A 13,697-nucleotide genomic window follows, 5' to 3' on the forward strand; every position below is an offset into this window, starting at 1 on the left:
GATTTAGATGAGCTGCTGCTGTGGGCGTCACGAAATCCAAATCCACACAGAGATCGGTTACGTGAGCAGGTTGAACGAGGTGAGTTCGGCTTTGACCGCCACTAAACTAGAACGAATGGGGTATATTCTTCCATCTTCTCAGGAGGATGTCATTGGAGAGATAGTCACAATTTTTAGTGATCTATGAGTATCAATTGCGGACTCCCGCACTGGTCGCCGACTGATCGGATGACCTCACAAAACTGAGTATCGTCCCAATGGCTAGTGCCGAGATCGCAAACGACAGTGCGGCCCACGTAACAACGATCTGTGGATTTGTAGTCGTAATTGCTTCTAGCGGGGTTGCAACGAGTATCAGCATGACACCACAGAGTGCAAAAGCCAATGCTCGGTCCCCACCTTGGACATACTGTGTGTAGGTCAGTTCATGAAAACGATCGTAGGCCGCATGAACGATTTGTGTCGGAGCAACCACGCAGCCAGTCTTGCGTGTTTCCTCGCCGTAATTGAGTCTCACGGGCGGGTTATCAACATTGAACACATCTCCGAGCTTTCGATCATCTGGTATTCGATAGACGCCGTCACCGATATCAAGAGCTTCAATCAATCCGCCCTCAGCGAACTCACGGAAGCACTTTTCATACGTTGACGCGCTAAATCGTCCGTTGTGTAGATCTCTAACAGATGCCGGTGTGACTACCCGCCCAGAAGTCATTGCCCCCTGCCATTGCAGCAAGGCAAAAATTGTCTCTCGTGTCTGCTTGCCCGAAAGACTCCACGACTCATTATCAAAATAATCCGCTGCCCACGTCGGTATCACCTCGCCATCCCATGACGATGGGCAATCCAGATTAGTCTGCGATTTAATCCGAGATCTGGTCATTGCTGCAGACAATCAAGCATCGAGCACATTTGAATGTTTTCCCGCACAGGGTGGCGCGGGGAACTCTATTCTTGAAGTTAGCGATGAACATCAAGATGGTGTGCCAGTCCCTCCGCTACCTCTTGCGTCGGATAAGCGTAGTAGTGCTGTGTTCCATCGCCAGATTCTGATTAGAGACCTGTTACCTAATGGCCTGTACCAAGATTGTTGGCTTCATTTCCGACTACAGTAGGTCGGGGTATTCGGCTTGACGACTAGTATAAACGCTGGAATGGGGGGCACGTGTATCTTGTATATAAATCCTAGTGCTATTTCCGGCGGTCATTAACCGCTCACCCTCTAATTACGATTCTCATCCCAGTCATATCCAGAGCAGGGTAGCAACCTGTAGTAAGCAACAATCATGTCGATTCACATTCAAGAATCCGACAACGCAGATGGGACAGACACACAAACGACCGGCGAAGATGAACTACAAGCACCAGAGTACGTCTCAAGTCGGCAAACCCAGGTACCGATCCTGAGCGGTGGCCCGAGACAGCGCAAACACGCAGTACGGATTCGTCTCCCGCGAGATCCAGAAAAACGGGACGAGTTACCAGCAGACATCAACGGCGTACTGATGTGGGTTATCGCGGATATCTGTGGGGAAAACTGCATCGAGAGTGTCGAGATACTGATCTACCCGGGGCCGGATGGCCTCGTATTTGTCCTCCATCCACGGCCATACGCACTTGACGGACGAAGTGATACGCAGTCGAAGTTAGACACGTTTGATAAGAAACTCCACAAACCGGCCCTCAACAAACTCAAGCAATCGGTTAAGCGACGATATCCATCTACAGTCACCGCCGAGATTGGATGGTTGGATCTGGAACCTATCGGCATCTCCGATGTGACGACCACACGATTGTATCTCAAAGAAGATGGCTACGTACCACCCGAAGGGAATGTAGAACCGGGGCCACTTGATACGTTGTTTGAAGCATTAGAGAAGGGCAATGATCCATTTATTTACCAGGTGATCGTCGATGGCGGTGACGGAACGTATAACGTGACGGCCCGACTCGCCACGTACCACCCACGAGATAATTATACCGGCGATCGTGGCTTCGCACAACTCGTCGAACAGGGCAAACCGACCGATCCTGCCCGCGTCTTCCGGCCATTTAATATCGGATCAAATCACGATTCTTCCCTGGCCGAGTTACATTGGAACACCACGTACGACGAGTCAGTCTCTGGGGCGCCCACCTACGAAGCGACGTACAATTACAAGGCAGTGAGCAAGTACAAAACACGGGCACAGACTCGGCATGAAGCAGACTTGATCAAAGAAATCATACTGGGCCATAAGGAACACCAGCGACTCCTCAATGGCGACACCTACGTCGAACCAATACTCAAAGATGAATTCGGGTGGTACGGGCGGTTTTCGGTGCCCGAATCTCGGTTGAAGCCGTTTGTCAGCACTGTCACACGCCGGTGGACAACCAACGCCTGGATAGCCATCGAGGGGCGATCTGCGCCAGTATTTCACAGTCGGGATGATATCGAAGTGGAAGATCCTGCGAAGTTTGGTTTGGGCGATGACGAAGAAGAACGACCATGGCCCAATTCTGGCGTCGAAAACGACGGAGCAGCAGGTCATATTGGCCTCGAAAAGTACGCATACAAGACTTTCTTGGAAGGTGGCGATAGCATTACCAAGGTTGAACAAACAACCGAGGAGCTCCCGGATCAGCGGATCGAATCAGAGGATGGGGAGATTAAGACACTCGGGAAGCAGCTCCCCCCCGGTGTGATACCAGTGGAACTCGAGAGTAAAAACGTCACCAAAGCCGCGAATACGTTGAAGAACGCGGCACGCGCGTACGCAGCCGACCGCCACGTCATCTTCGTCTACCGCAAAGAGGATGTTGAAACCGGCTACGAACACTTGCGAGAGCCGGTTAAGCAACGGCTTGAACGCGGTGTGATATTATATAATGGGACTGGTCCAGTCAAAGCGCTGGATGGCCGACAGCTCGTCCGCCGTGGTAGTGGCAGTACAACGTACATTTTGGAGGGGACGACGATCATCGCGGAAGATGATGCAGGTGAGCTTGCACGCGGGCCGGCAGACGAAGATGTCGGGACATACGACTGGGGGACTGATGAGGACGCCACGCAGTGTGGATATTACTACGAGACCGATGAGGGAACGCACCGAGTTGAAACAGCCGAGGGCGACCTCATCGAGGAATACAGTGAAAAAAAGACCTTCAGAGCAGATTGGACACAGATCCGCGAACCGCATGTGCCGGTAGCTCTGAACTATCTGGATTTTGCGACGGTTACGTACCGCGATACCGAAACGAATCAACTACGCGTCTACGATCCTGATCCGGAGTGGGAAACAAACGACCGAGGAGAGAGCCGACAAGGCGGCTTCGATACCTTCTTTGACCGCTTGATCGTCGAGCGAGACGGTCCAGACCTCACCTACGAAAAGCTTGAGGACGCGTTTGCGACGTGGTTCGGCGGACGCTCGCAATTTGACCCCCCGGTCCGCTCGGTACTTGGGCAACTGCTCCCCGAGGACTTCGCTGACGCAAAAAAAGGAGCAACGGGTAACGACTACAAATATTTCGCTGGGTACGATCTGCTGTTCACACCAACCTCGGATTCCCCACATCAACCCGGGCCGCCGGCCGATTTCGATGAGACGGATGGCAACAGTGACGACTCAACCAGTACCGACGAGTAACACCTTAGCAAAACCGACACAATCTTTTCAGACCAATATGCACCCATCTGACCGCTCGTGGCAGGCACTCGAAGTCACACTCGATGACAGCCAGCCACTTCCGGATCACGCAGCACCAATCAACAAGACAATTGCAACAGTCGTCCACGAAGCGTTGTGGACGTACGACTGCGGACCCGTCACGTATCTGTCCGTGCCAGGGGTGAATCGACAACGGACGTTACTCCGAGCAGGCACCACACCGAGTGCGAACGCTTCACCACCAGAGCTACCACCGTCTGTGACAGCCGAAATAATGGACGCGACTGCATGCCTCGCTGGCCCCGCCTATCAGGCGTGTCCTAAGCAGGTTGGTCTCGGTATCGTCAATGTCAATGCGACACCAGTTGGCCGAACGAACGCAACCACGCAGCGGTTGCTTGTTCCCTCACGGGCTACATCGATCTCAATGTCGACCACATCACCGCCGCTTGCGGAGTTGCTTGCTGCAGCCACACAGCGGCCACACGCACTCTCCGTAGTTGCGACTCGTGGTGCCGATGGGACAACCGAAATCGTTGTTCGGTTCGTGGATTTTTCGCTCGGCGCACAGACCTACTCTCGGGACACACTGGCACAGGCATGGACCGATCCACCGCTCTCGATCGGTGATGTGTTTGAGCAACACCCCACGATGACAACCTGTGAGCTTCTGGAGGAAGGTGGGTGGCAACAAGCGACCGAATCTCGACTCTCAGGTGAAGCCCAGCCACTGCTTCGCAAAATCTATGCCGCACGCCGTAACGACTGGGCCGCAAACCGCGCGCTTGCACTTGCTCGCTCATCCGAAGAGTATGCGCAAATGTTCAGACGAGCGCCTGCCGATCCGTTGGCGACACAGTATGAATCCATCAATGCAACTGGTCAACTGACACCGGGTACTGAACAGCTCCCAGGGTTGTATCCAGTGTCGACCCACTCCTATCCGCAATCAGTATGGCGGGACCTTCCTGGGCGATCCTCAATCCAGATTTCGCCAGTCGGACCGGTTCATGTCCCAGAAACGATGAGCGTTGCTGAGACTGACCCAACGGTAGCAGCGTCAAGACAGACACCAACTGGAGTCCTTGGTGAGTGTTCAGATTTCACGACCGACGTTGCGCGGTGGTGTCTCGAACGGGGTAAAACGGTACGTCCGGCAAAAAGCGATGCCAGAGTAAGCCCCTTCGAATGGACGACGCCCCACTGGACCAACACACTTGCATATCCTGTTGCCGATGCACCACTGCAGCGGGGACAGCTCATCGCTGCAACCTGGCAGACACACCATGATCCGACGGTTGACGGTGTGACTGTCTTTACCGCCACACAATCTCTTGCACAGAAGGCCGTCAGGACCATCTTACAACCGTTCAAAGAGAGTGCTGAGTCGATGCCAACCGGAACGGTATTGTATCGGCAGAATCGGGCGCTGGAGGCAAATGCGAAGGTTGCAGTCCGCCCAGTCGAGTCGTCACCTGAACGCTGGGTCGGTATACCGGACAACGAACTCCGATGCATTGTCGATGGAACTGTTATGGCCAGTGGCGATCTCACCGGTTCGCTTGAGACGATGCTGGCACAGCTACCACACGTAACACGCACCGGTGACACAATAACACTGACACAGCCAGCGACAGACGAAACAAGAACATTCGAGAGTCGCAAGGAGGTTCAGGAAGTTGTTACCCCGATTCGGGAGCCAGCACGTCCAGCACACCTCGCAACCGGGCTCGAAACGGCGACTGTGCGCACGCAAGATGGAGTGAATTTTAAAGAGTATCGGAGAACCGCGTCTTGGGATCATCAACAGTCCACCTTCCGCGAAGCAGCAGCCGCAGAGACATTCCTCGATCAGTACACCGTCACTGTCCCTGATGAAACTCTGTCAGTAGCAGCGATCGTGCCAGAGTTCCTTTCCTATCTGCGTCACCAAACGGACGAACCGATCTCCCACTCAGTCGAGACGGTACTCGCGAAGGCAGCCGGCAGCCAAGACGACGTACTGCACGGACGGTCGCGCCGATATTTACCACCAGAGTGATATTTTTTATATCGGATAGTATGTGTGCTGAGATGGACAACGACTGCTGTAACTGGAGCGAGCGACTGCTGGTCAACAGGCAGTAGTCTACAAACAAGTAACACTCTTCGGACCGGGTTCATTCCCGGCTCCGGCCAATACTATAAGAAAGCTATCATACTGGTAGTAACAAAGCCGTTGGTATGTGGGTTGGTTACCACCCCGCCAATATTGAGTTGCCTGATGGTAAAAAGTGGATTCGAAGGACCATTAGAGGGGGTGTGTGAGGGGGTAGATTACGGGTGAATAGGAGACGAGGGAATAACGGGTAGAAGTCGATGAAGGCGAGGAGTTAGAGGGGGTTCATCCCCGACTGACAATAAGAAGAAAAGAGAGTTGTAATTGTGTCCGTGGGAAGAGCGGATATACTTGGCCTGGCCAGAGCCAGCCAAGCAGTGCCCCTAGCGGAGCGGGCATGGAGAAATGGAGTCAAGTTGACCGTAATATATGATATTTGGTATTTTGAGAGTGGCTGGCAACACTCTTGACAGGGAGAAGAATAGTGAGCCAGTGCTGAAAATTGGGAGTTTCTTCTGTCGACTGAATTGGGGGCATTATTCAGATTTATATCAGCTATTTAGACAATCATATTCTACGTATGATTATTATACAGCCTGGTATCTTCCCTGACCTCTGGGAGTAGCTACGCCAATGAGAGATCCCGCGCAGTCTGGGTGGGGAGGTTCGCTTTGGCCGAGTGCCAATGACATTCATGACGACTGGAATTTCCTTGCCTCCGCGCTGGCTAGTAACGTTCTGTTTTCACAGTTCGGTGGGAGTTAGTTAGTGTATTCTTCTTCTTATTATCAGTCGTATCTACGGTCCTCTAACTGCGCCCCGTCTAGTGGTTTTACCCTCTTTCCCCTGCACTCCTGATCAAACCCCCTCTAACTGAGGGTCTAACTCCAGAATTACCCCGATCACACCACGCCCTTGTGTGAATTAGCCCGTGACCAGTGGCGCGGAGTGTCCAACTTCGCCCCCACTGCTGAGATACTCGAGGCGAAACCGCCGTTTTTGCGAGTTGGAAAACGGCCACACCAACTTCAAGACACGAGGTTTAACGCCGTCACCAATTCCGTTGGGCTACAGACATAGAGCAACCGAAGAAATGAGTATTAAAGCTATCTTTGTAACGACTCCGGTAAATGTCTCGGCCGTCGTTAACTCACAGATGGGTTAGGAGTTTGTCACGAGATTATCCTATCCCCTAACTTGACCGAATCAAGGAATTAGCTCTCAGTCGGCGGACTCAACTCCCGCACAGCCAACTCGGTCAGACACAGTGCGTGGCTTCGTGTTGTTGGCAAGGACAGTGTTCCGAGTCGCCCAGCAACTAGTCCTTCGGTAACGCCGAGGGTAGGCGACTCAATCGAAGTTGGCGCACACCCAACACAGTACAAGCGTGGCACAGTCCAGCGTCGTTGCTCGACACACCGCGACGCCAGCGCGAAGACGATGTCGCCACTCACGAGTGCATCCGTACATACGGTACACCGAGCTGTAGCTGAAGAATCATCGACGACGTGCCCTGTCAGAATCTGACTGAGCGTCGACGACGCCAACTGCTCGTCTGTTGGCTGATGGACAGCGTCCTTACAGGAACCCGCCCGACTCACTGCTCGATCAACTCCGTTGCCAGCGTCCGAACCTGTGATTCGATCAGTGCACTCAGTGGTTGGCGCTGCTCAGCACAGTAGGCCATGATCGCTTCCCGTTCTGCCTGGTCGAGTGCCACTGTGACACTAGGAACCTGCAGGTACTCACTGTACTGGCCTGCCTGCTGGATTCGCCGGTGGACCGCCCGGAAGGGGATCTCGGGTTCGTCCATCGCGACATCAACGAACCTGAGCGCATCCGCCGTGTCGTACTCGACAGCGTTTGCGGCGGCTCCAATCGTTCGGGCATCCGAGACTTCAACGTCACGCTGTCGTCGCCCAAGCCGTGCAGCGACACGCCAGGAGAGACCATTGTATCGACGCACACTCTCGTTGTAGTGCTGCAGGGCCTGCCATGCCTCTTCGTCACCGTCGGGCCCATCACAGAGCAATGGATGGACGACAGGCGGCAACGATAACCCATCAAGGTATCGCCGGACTGTTTGTGGGCTCCGGCTAGTCCGTGCTGCCACTCGATTAGCGATCTGTCCTCTCGAGTCGGCCCCATCCTGAACTTCTTCCGCGAGTGACTGACAGTACTGTGCCCAGTCGTAGGAACTCCATTCACGAACGATACTCGCCGTTTCCGTAGCCGAGAGTGCGGCCAGCGCAGAGTCATAGACTGTCACGGGCAGTTGTTCCCAACCGAGGCTAGTCGCCGCCTGGTACCGTTGCCAGCCGTCTGTGATGTAGTACACGTCACCCTCATCAGCAGGTCGGACGATCAGCGGTCGCTGGAGACCGTCCTGTTTGAGCGATTCCCGAAGCTCCTCGCGTGGCCGAACTCGCCGTGGGTTATGGACGCCGTGTTCGAGCTGTTCAACCGGGATGAGTTGGTCGTACGCGGCTGGCAATCGCGCCGGGTCTAGCTGTCTTGAGGCCATGATTACTCCCACCCCTCCTGTTCTGCCAGCGTCTCGAGGCGCTCCTGATACAACTCACGAACCAGTTCACCGTGACCAGACACCTCACGAGACTGCTTGGCATGTGCATGCCAGCGGCTATGTCGTTGCGTGTCGGGACCGAGCACGTCGACTTTCTTGAACGGGCGCTGTGGCTCGACTTCCTCGTAGGTTTCTCGCAACTCTTCGGCACAGGCCTGCAGTGTCTCGGTGAACTGTTGGCGCTGGGCAGTCGCTGGCGCATCAGTCTCCACCGCTGCTGTCACGTCATGGCGAAAGTCCCGCAGTGTCCGGCGAAGTTCCTGTTCAGACATCTCGGGGTGGGTGAGTGAGCCAACCGTCTCTAGGACAGCATCAGTTCCGTCCACGGCGTCGTCGGCGAGGTCTGTCTCGACAGTGTCGTGCAGGGCAACGATCTCACGAGATGTGCCGGATTTCCCCTCACCACTGCCAAGCGTCGTGTCCGTCTCGATGCCGTAATTCTCCAGCGTTTGCCGTTCCGATGTCGTCCGGTCGTCGGGTGTTTTGAACAGCGCCTGTAGCGAGTCTGGCAGTGCTGCCGTTCGAAGGTGACCCTCAATGAGGGCAATCGCACTGTCATCTGTTCGTCCGAGAAAACGCTGTGCGAGATAGCACTTGGCCTGTCGATCTGTGCTGAATCGCGTCGGTGCGTTGCCCGCAGCAGCGTTGCCCGCAGCAGCCTTGCTCTGCAAGTTGACATTGTCGTCGTCGCCTCGCGGCGTACAGTCAGTTTGATCGTAATGAGCATCAAGTGCAGGGCCGTCAGCGACGGGTTCACCACACTGTGGACACGCCGCCGGCTCTTGTCGCGGCCGGACAAGTTCGTAGATCAACGCGAGTTGTTGGGCGATTTCCTGTTCGGACAGGTCCTTTCGATCTGTATTCTCGAGCAGCGATGTCCAGGCGGCATCGAGATCGTCAGCGTCGAGCACCTTGCAGGGAACCGCTTCGTATCCAGCATCCATCGCCGCGTGGTAGCGCCGCGAGCCCGCCACGATGGCATAGGACGCCTCACTGTTATCCCCGAGGTCCATCCCATCTGTGATGTGCTCAATCGGACGGACAATCAGATTTTGGAGCAGTCCGTCTTCGGCGACGGAGGCTGCCAGCTGCCGATCGGTTTTGTCGTTCGTCCATGCCTCGTCACGGGCTTGGACAGGATCGACGACAAGCTCCTCGACTGGAATTCGTTCCTGACGGATCATGCATCGCCCCCCGGGACGCCCAGATCACGGATAATCCGCTGCCAGCCAATCTGTTCGAGTGTGACGGCCACATCATCGTCACCGTCGCGTTCGATGGCCACCTCGGCGAGGAAGCCGTCGGCGTCAGTCGACAGCTTTGACTGAATCTCCGCCACAGCCGCGTCGTACTCCTCGTAGATGGTAATCTCGTCGGCCACCGTGAGGTAGAATCCATCATCGGCGGCAATGCTGAACTGGACCGACGCCATCAGGCATCACCTCCACTGTCCTGGGCGAATGGCTGTGGATCCACCACATCGTCAACGTTCTCACCAAGTTCGAGGACCTGATCGTCAGTCACGACGTACGGTTTCAACACGCCATACGCGTCAGGGAGGACGTGGTCGTTGATGCGAACGGCCAGTCGTTCCGGTGACCGCGGCCGGATGTCGTCCGGGCCGGCCCAGCTGAGATACTTGCCGTCGGCCTGTTCGTGGAATTTCGTCTCCGTTTCAATCACCGAGCGCAGGTTGAGATTGCGCACCTCGAAGCCAAGTTCCGCGTAGAGATTGCGGTCGGCATTGTAGCGTTTCGTCACCTCACGAATTGGTGGTTCTGCCGGATCGGAGACGAATCGCAGGTCGAATTCAGGTGTCTGTGCTGGCGTGACTGCCTGCAGCCGTTCGTCTGTGATCCTGACGGTGAACTGTGTGACCGCGAGATCTGGTTCGGCGGTCGTGTCCTGTGAGGCGAGACGTGCCTCAACTTCCTCGAGCAGTTCTGTCTGGGCCTCTACAGTCAGCGGATTCGTCGGCCCGTCTGCGCCGGGCAGTTGTTCGTAATCAATCGAGACCCGCTGCTGGTCTTGTTGTTCCCAGCTGACGCCGTACTCTCGAAGGTTGTCAAGGAGTGTGCCGTTGGTCGTTTCAATGCTGCCGCTTGCTTGCAAGCGGATGATGTCCTCGCCGAAGGCATCGAGGACTGCCCGCAGGGAGTTCGTCAACAGAGACGGGATCTGGACCGTTCGACGGATTTCTTCACTAGGTGTGGAATCCGACTGGCTCATTGGCCATCTCCCCACTGACTTTGATAGTCGATTGTCTGTGCGTCGCTCGTTCCGGAGTGTTGAAGTCCGGGGACAAATTGTATTCGCATGCTTCGTTGTACTCCAGCGAAGCACGGGGTTGGTGTCTGCAGCACCAGCCTCATTTCTCTGAGGCGACCCGTACTCCAGTTACATCTACTTTCTACTCCAATTAAAATGTTTGCACATAGGCAAACGTTGTCTTATGTGTTAACCAATGAAGGGAACACAAGCAGTAGACGGAAGTAGGTGTGTACGAATAGGCAAACCAAATGGCTCGGACAAGAGGGTTGCTTACTGAGAGGGATCGGGAACTGTTAGCAGATGATGATGCTGGAAATAGAAGGTATCAAGCAGTCTCCGAAATTCGCTCACGAATTAACGATGAACTCACAGATGATGTAGAAGTTTTAGAAGAACACCATCCTGAATTACTTGAGGAGCTTCGTTCTGTAGTGTGCAGTGAATAGGTATGCTGTGGTGATTATACTCGCGGGTCATTACCAAGGTTCGTTGTTTCCCGTTTCGCAACTGCATACCGTTTAGGTGCGATATAGAACATATCCAGAACGCAGGAACAGTCTAGGGGATGCTAATCGTTGCTAAGCCAGTCAGTTGAATATTCGACTTGCTTTTTCGAGACACACCCGTCTTTTTTGAGATCCCGAAGACCGTAATCTGTACCGCGATGGTAATGATCGGTATGGGACCAGTCAAGACAAACGGCAGATTCTAAGTTGCTAGTAATGGAACCGCAGTGAACAGGCTGTCGGCCACGATTCGAACCCAGCATGGGCAGGGCCTCTAGCGAGTTCGTCTGTAACGATGATAAACACGTGAACGTCCCTGTAACAATCTACGAAATCGAAGAATAATCCAGCCAAACCAAGCGAGCCTCCCAGCTGTAGACGTGTGGGTTTGCCGAACACACACCCACGGAGCAACATCCAAGTACATTTCTCACAGATATATGAGGACACAAGCATATATCTATCCGCATCTCCTAAACAGGGGTATGACTGACTTCGACCTGGCCCCGGAGTCCAATACTGACTCGTCTCGGTGGCAGAAGGGGACAGACACATTCGGTCGCATCCATGCGGTCGTCCTTGGGATTACGTCACCAACTGTATATACTGAGATTGCCGAACTCGCAGACTGTTCCCCAAACGCAGCGAAAAAACACCTTGACCGGTTGGCCGAAATGGGAATTGCGAACGCAGATCGCGAAACCCGCCCAGCTATGTACGAGCGCAACGAGGGATATCTCGAGTGGCAGGACGCAAGCGAGATCGCCGCTGACCTGTCTGTCGATGAGATTCTTGACCGTGTCGCAGCCCTCGAAGAGCAGCGGACGGAGTACGAAGCACAGTTTGGGACAACAGATCCAGCAACTGTCTCTGTGTTTGAGTCATCGGATCACGAAACCATCCACGAACGGATGGTGGCAGTCAGCGAGTGGCAGGGCGTGATCCGGGAGCTTCGTCTGTACGAACTTGCCCGCCAACTCTCAGAAAATGACGGCCACTTACTCCCAGCATAGATGTGTCCACCGCCACCGGAGCCGACAGCAGGGTCGACTGGGCCGCCAGATCGGCAGACATTACGCCTCCTCGAGGACCAGCTCGCTTCAGACCCACTTGTTGTTGAAACCAGGTTCGAGCCGGATCCATACGAACCACGGCTGCTTCAGGTAGAACTCAATACGCAGCGGTATCCTGATTCGGTAACGACAGTTCGTGTCGATATCCGGTGGTTCACGACGGGTAATTTCTCGATGCACTACGTTGAACAGCGAACCGACGACAGTATCTGGGAATGTCGTTGGGATCGGCATCCGAACCCGCATAATGCGCGAACTCACTTCCACGAACCCCCAACAGGTGCTGAAGTCACTGATCTCGACTTACCATCGCTCCATCCACTCGAAGTATACTCTACAGTGTTCTCTGCAATCGAACAACGGATTGAGTCCCTGTGGTAGCTACTCCGACGACTGGCTTCCCCCACACCACGTAACAAGTGAACATTCACACCGACTTCGAGTGATCAAGCGCTTTCACCACAATCTCGGGATCGCGCACAAGCCGGTGTTATAAATAACTTCCTTCGCCCTGTCCACCGCCGGCATGGTTTGATTCAGTCACACCGAGAAGCGCCTGCTCTAGGGGGTACACGCGGTCCTCTGAAAGCGGAGCAGATCCCGAACGATCCGTAACTGGGGTATAGAGGTCGTAGTGAGGACGTGAAGCGGGGGTTCAATATCGGTGTGTTGACGTATGACAACAATGGTTGACTGGGACTGGGAACTGATCGACACGGCAAGGCGAGGTTTCGAGCGGCTTGACGAATATGCCCGTGATCGTATCCCCAGCAAACTTGATGAAATCGTCATTTTGCACTGACGAGTACATTCCGAACGTGTTCGTGGCTTTTGTCAGTCGTCTCCAGCGTTGAGGTTCGTAACGGAGATGAACTCACGCAGGTGTTCAGTTTCAAAATCAGAGTCAGCAACAACGAGTTCCGCCCCGGTCGTGCGGGCAGTTGCGCCAATCAGGAGGTCCCGTACAGCCATTTCGTCTCCGTCACGGCGCAGTTGTGTTTGCATCCGGGCAGCCTCCATAGCAATTTCTTCGTTGAGTCCGATCGACTGCACGCCGCCAAAGCCCTCTCTGATCGTGTGAGCACTCTTTCCACTGGCCCACATTTCGCCGTTGACCACTTCGTAGACACAGATGGCGGACGTGAACAGTTGTCCACTGTCTTCGACGTATTCAACCACGGTAGGGTGTTCTTCACTGTACGCAATGATTACAGAACTATCGAGAAAGAGCATCTAGAAGCTCTCACGTGTCTTCTCAACATTTTTCCGGGCTTCGTCGGCACCGTCCGCAGACAAGAAACCCTTTTTGATTGGGTTATTGCTGAGGGCAGTTCGTTCCAAAAACTCGTCCCACGTCTCGTCATCACGTTTCAGCTCATCGAGTCGGTCCTTCGTCGCCTCATCGACAGGGATGGATGTCCGGCTCATATAAATTTATACTAAATTCACAGGTGTATTAGTTTCGGTGAGACTGTCGCTCGCAGTGTAACCCCATCCGTCACACTCACCCAC

General features: G+C 54.4%; 12 protein-coding genes. 4 read left to right on the forward strand and 8 right to left on the reverse strand.

The window, feature by feature from the left end:
* Positions 1–190: 190 nt before the first annotated feature.
* Positions 191–883 carry a hypothetical protein gene (locus tag ACMGFM_RS15600; protein WP_436903590.1) on the reverse strand — a complete coding sequence of 231 codons (693 nt, stop codon included), beginning with the start codon at positions 881–883 and terminating at the stop codon, positions 191–193.
* Between the two features lie 622 nt (positions 884–1,505).
* Here ACMGFM_RS15600 and ACMGFM_RS15605 point away from each other — a divergent pair.
* Together ACMGFM_RS15605 and ACMGFM_RS15610 are read left to right on the forward strand one after the other, a co-directional pair.
* Positions 1,506–3,632, forward strand: coding sequence for a hypothetical protein (locus tag ACMGFM_RS15605; protein WP_436903591.1), 2,127 nt, complete (start codon positions 1,506–1,508; stop codon positions 3,630–3,632).
* Between the two features lie 448 nt (positions 3,633–4,080).
* Entirely contained in the window at positions 4,081–5,694 is a 1,614-nt protein-coding gene (locus ACMGFM_RS15610; protein ID WP_436903592.1) for a hypothetical protein, read from the forward strand.
* Between the two features lie 1,271 nt (positions 5,695–6,965).
* On the opposite strand, the gene ACMGFM_RS16680 is transcribed toward ACMGFM_RS15610, so the two are convergent.
* Genes ACMGFM_RS16680 through ACMGFM_RS15630 form a run of 5 tightly spaced genes read right to left on the reverse strand, consistent with a single transcriptional unit; the run spans position 6,966 to position 10,564 of the window.
* Positions 6,966–7,352, reverse strand: a complete 387-nt coding sequence (locus tag ACMGFM_RS16680) for a DUF8112 family protein (protein ID WP_495849262.1) — start codon at positions 7,350–7,352, stop codon at positions 6,966–6,968.
* A complete protein-coding gene (locus tag ACMGFM_RS15615; RefSeq protein WP_436903593.1) occupies positions 7,349–8,275 on the reverse strand; it encodes a ParB/RepB/Spo0J family partition protein in 927 nt (308 codons plus the stop codon). The genes ACMGFM_RS16680 and ACMGFM_RS15615 overlap by 4 nt, the downstream gene beginning before the upstream one ends.
* 2 nt (positions 8,276–8,277) lie before the next feature.
* Positions 8,278–9,519, reverse strand: coding sequence for a ParB/RepB/Spo0J family partition protein (locus ACMGFM_RS15620; protein ID WP_436903594.1), 1,242 nt, complete (start codon positions 9,517–9,519; stop codon positions 8,278–8,280).
* Positions 9,516–9,767 (reverse strand): hypothetical protein, encoded by a 252-nt coding sequence (locus tag ACMGFM_RS15625; RefSeq protein ID WP_436903595.1) that lies wholly within the window; start codon positions 9,765–9,767, stop codon positions 9,516–9,518. The genes ACMGFM_RS15620 and ACMGFM_RS15625 overlap by 4 nt, the downstream gene beginning before the upstream one ends.
* Positions 9,767–10,564: a hypothetical protein gene (locus ACMGFM_RS15630; protein ID WP_436903596.1), complete on the reverse strand. Its 798-nt coding sequence runs from the start codon at positions 10,562–10,564 to the stop codon at positions 9,767–9,769. The genes ACMGFM_RS15625 and ACMGFM_RS15630 overlap by 1 nt, the downstream gene beginning before the upstream one ends.
* Positions 10,565–11,597: 1,033 nt before the next feature.
* Between ACMGFM_RS15630 and ACMGFM_RS15635 the strand changes: the two genes are divergently transcribed.
* Both ACMGFM_RS15635 and ACMGFM_RS15640 read left to right on the forward strand, forming a co-directional pair.
* Positions 11,598–12,125, forward strand: a complete 528-nt coding sequence (locus tag ACMGFM_RS15635; RefSeq protein WP_436903597.1) for a DUF7342 family protein — start codon at positions 11,598–11,600, stop codon at positions 12,123–12,125.
* Positions 12,126–12,566 (forward strand): toxin-antitoxin system TumE family protein, encoded by a 441-nt coding sequence (locus ACMGFM_RS15640; RefSeq protein ID WP_436903599.1) that lies wholly within the window; start codon positions 12,126–12,128, stop codon positions 12,564–12,566.
* Between the two features lie 453 nt (positions 12,567–13,019).
* Here the strand turns inward: ACMGFM_RS15640 and ACMGFM_RS15645 are convergent, their stop codons facing one another.
* Positions 13,020–13,418: a PIN domain-containing protein gene (locus ACMGFM_RS15645; RefSeq protein WP_436903600.1), complete on the reverse strand. Its 399-nt coding sequence runs from the start codon at positions 13,416–13,418 to the stop codon at positions 13,020–13,022.
* A complete protein-coding gene (locus ACMGFM_RS15650) occupies positions 13,419–13,613 on the reverse strand; it encodes a DUF7557 family protein (protein ID WP_436903601.1) in 195 nt (64 codons plus the stop codon).
* Positions 13,614–13,697 lie beyond the last annotated feature (84 nt).

Source organism: Halovenus halobia, assembly GCF_051414135.1.
Taxonomy (GTDB): Archaea; Halobacteriota; Halobacteria; order Halobacteriales; family Haloarculaceae; genus Halovenus; species Halovenus halobia.

Bases quoted from the DNA above. Each gene is read 5' to 3' on its own strand.
- ACMGFM_RS15600 (WP_436903590.1), bottom strand. From the start codon at position 883: ATGACCAGATCTCGGATTAAATCGCAGACTAATCTGGATTGCCCATCG.
- ACMGFM_RS15605 (WP_436903591.1), top strand. From the start codon at position 1,506: ATGTGGGTTATCGCGGATATCTGTGGGGAAAACTGCATCGAGAGTGTC.
- ACMGFM_RS15610 (WP_436903592.1), top strand. From the start codon at position 4,081: ATGTCGACCACATCACCGCCGCTTGCGGAGTTGCTTGCTGCAGCCACA.
- ACMGFM_RS15615 (WP_436903593.1), bottom strand. From the start codon at position 8,275: ATGGCCTCAAGACAGCTAGACCCGGCGCGATTGCCAGCCGCGTACGAC.
- ACMGFM_RS15620 (WP_436903594.1), bottom strand. From the start codon at position 9,519: ATGATCCGTCAGGAACGAATTCCAGTCGAGGAGCTTGTCGTCGATCCT.
- ACMGFM_RS15625 (WP_436903595.1), bottom strand. From the start codon at position 9,767: ATGGCGTCGGTCCAGTTCAGCATTGCCGCCGATGATGGATTCTACCTC.
- ACMGFM_RS15630 (WP_436903596.1), bottom strand. From the start codon at position 10,564: ATGAGCCAGTCGGATTCCACACCTAGTGAAGAAATCCGTCGAACGGTC.
- ACMGFM_RS15635 (WP_436903597.1), top strand. From the start codon at position 11,598: ATGACTGACTTCGACCTGGCCCCGGAGTCCAATACTGACTCGTCTCGG.
- ACMGFM_RS15640 (WP_436903599.1), top strand. From the start codon at position 12,126: ATGTGTCCACCGCCACCGGAGCCGACAGCAGGGTCGACTGGGCCGCCA.
- ACMGFM_RS15645 (WP_436903600.1), bottom strand. From the start codon at position 13,418: ATGCTCTTTCTCGATAGTTCTGTAATCATTGCGTACAGTGAAGAACAC.
- ACMGFM_RS15650 (WP_436903601.1), bottom strand. From the start codon at position 13,613: ATGAGCCGGACATCCATCCCTGTCGATGAGGCGACGAAGGACCGACTC.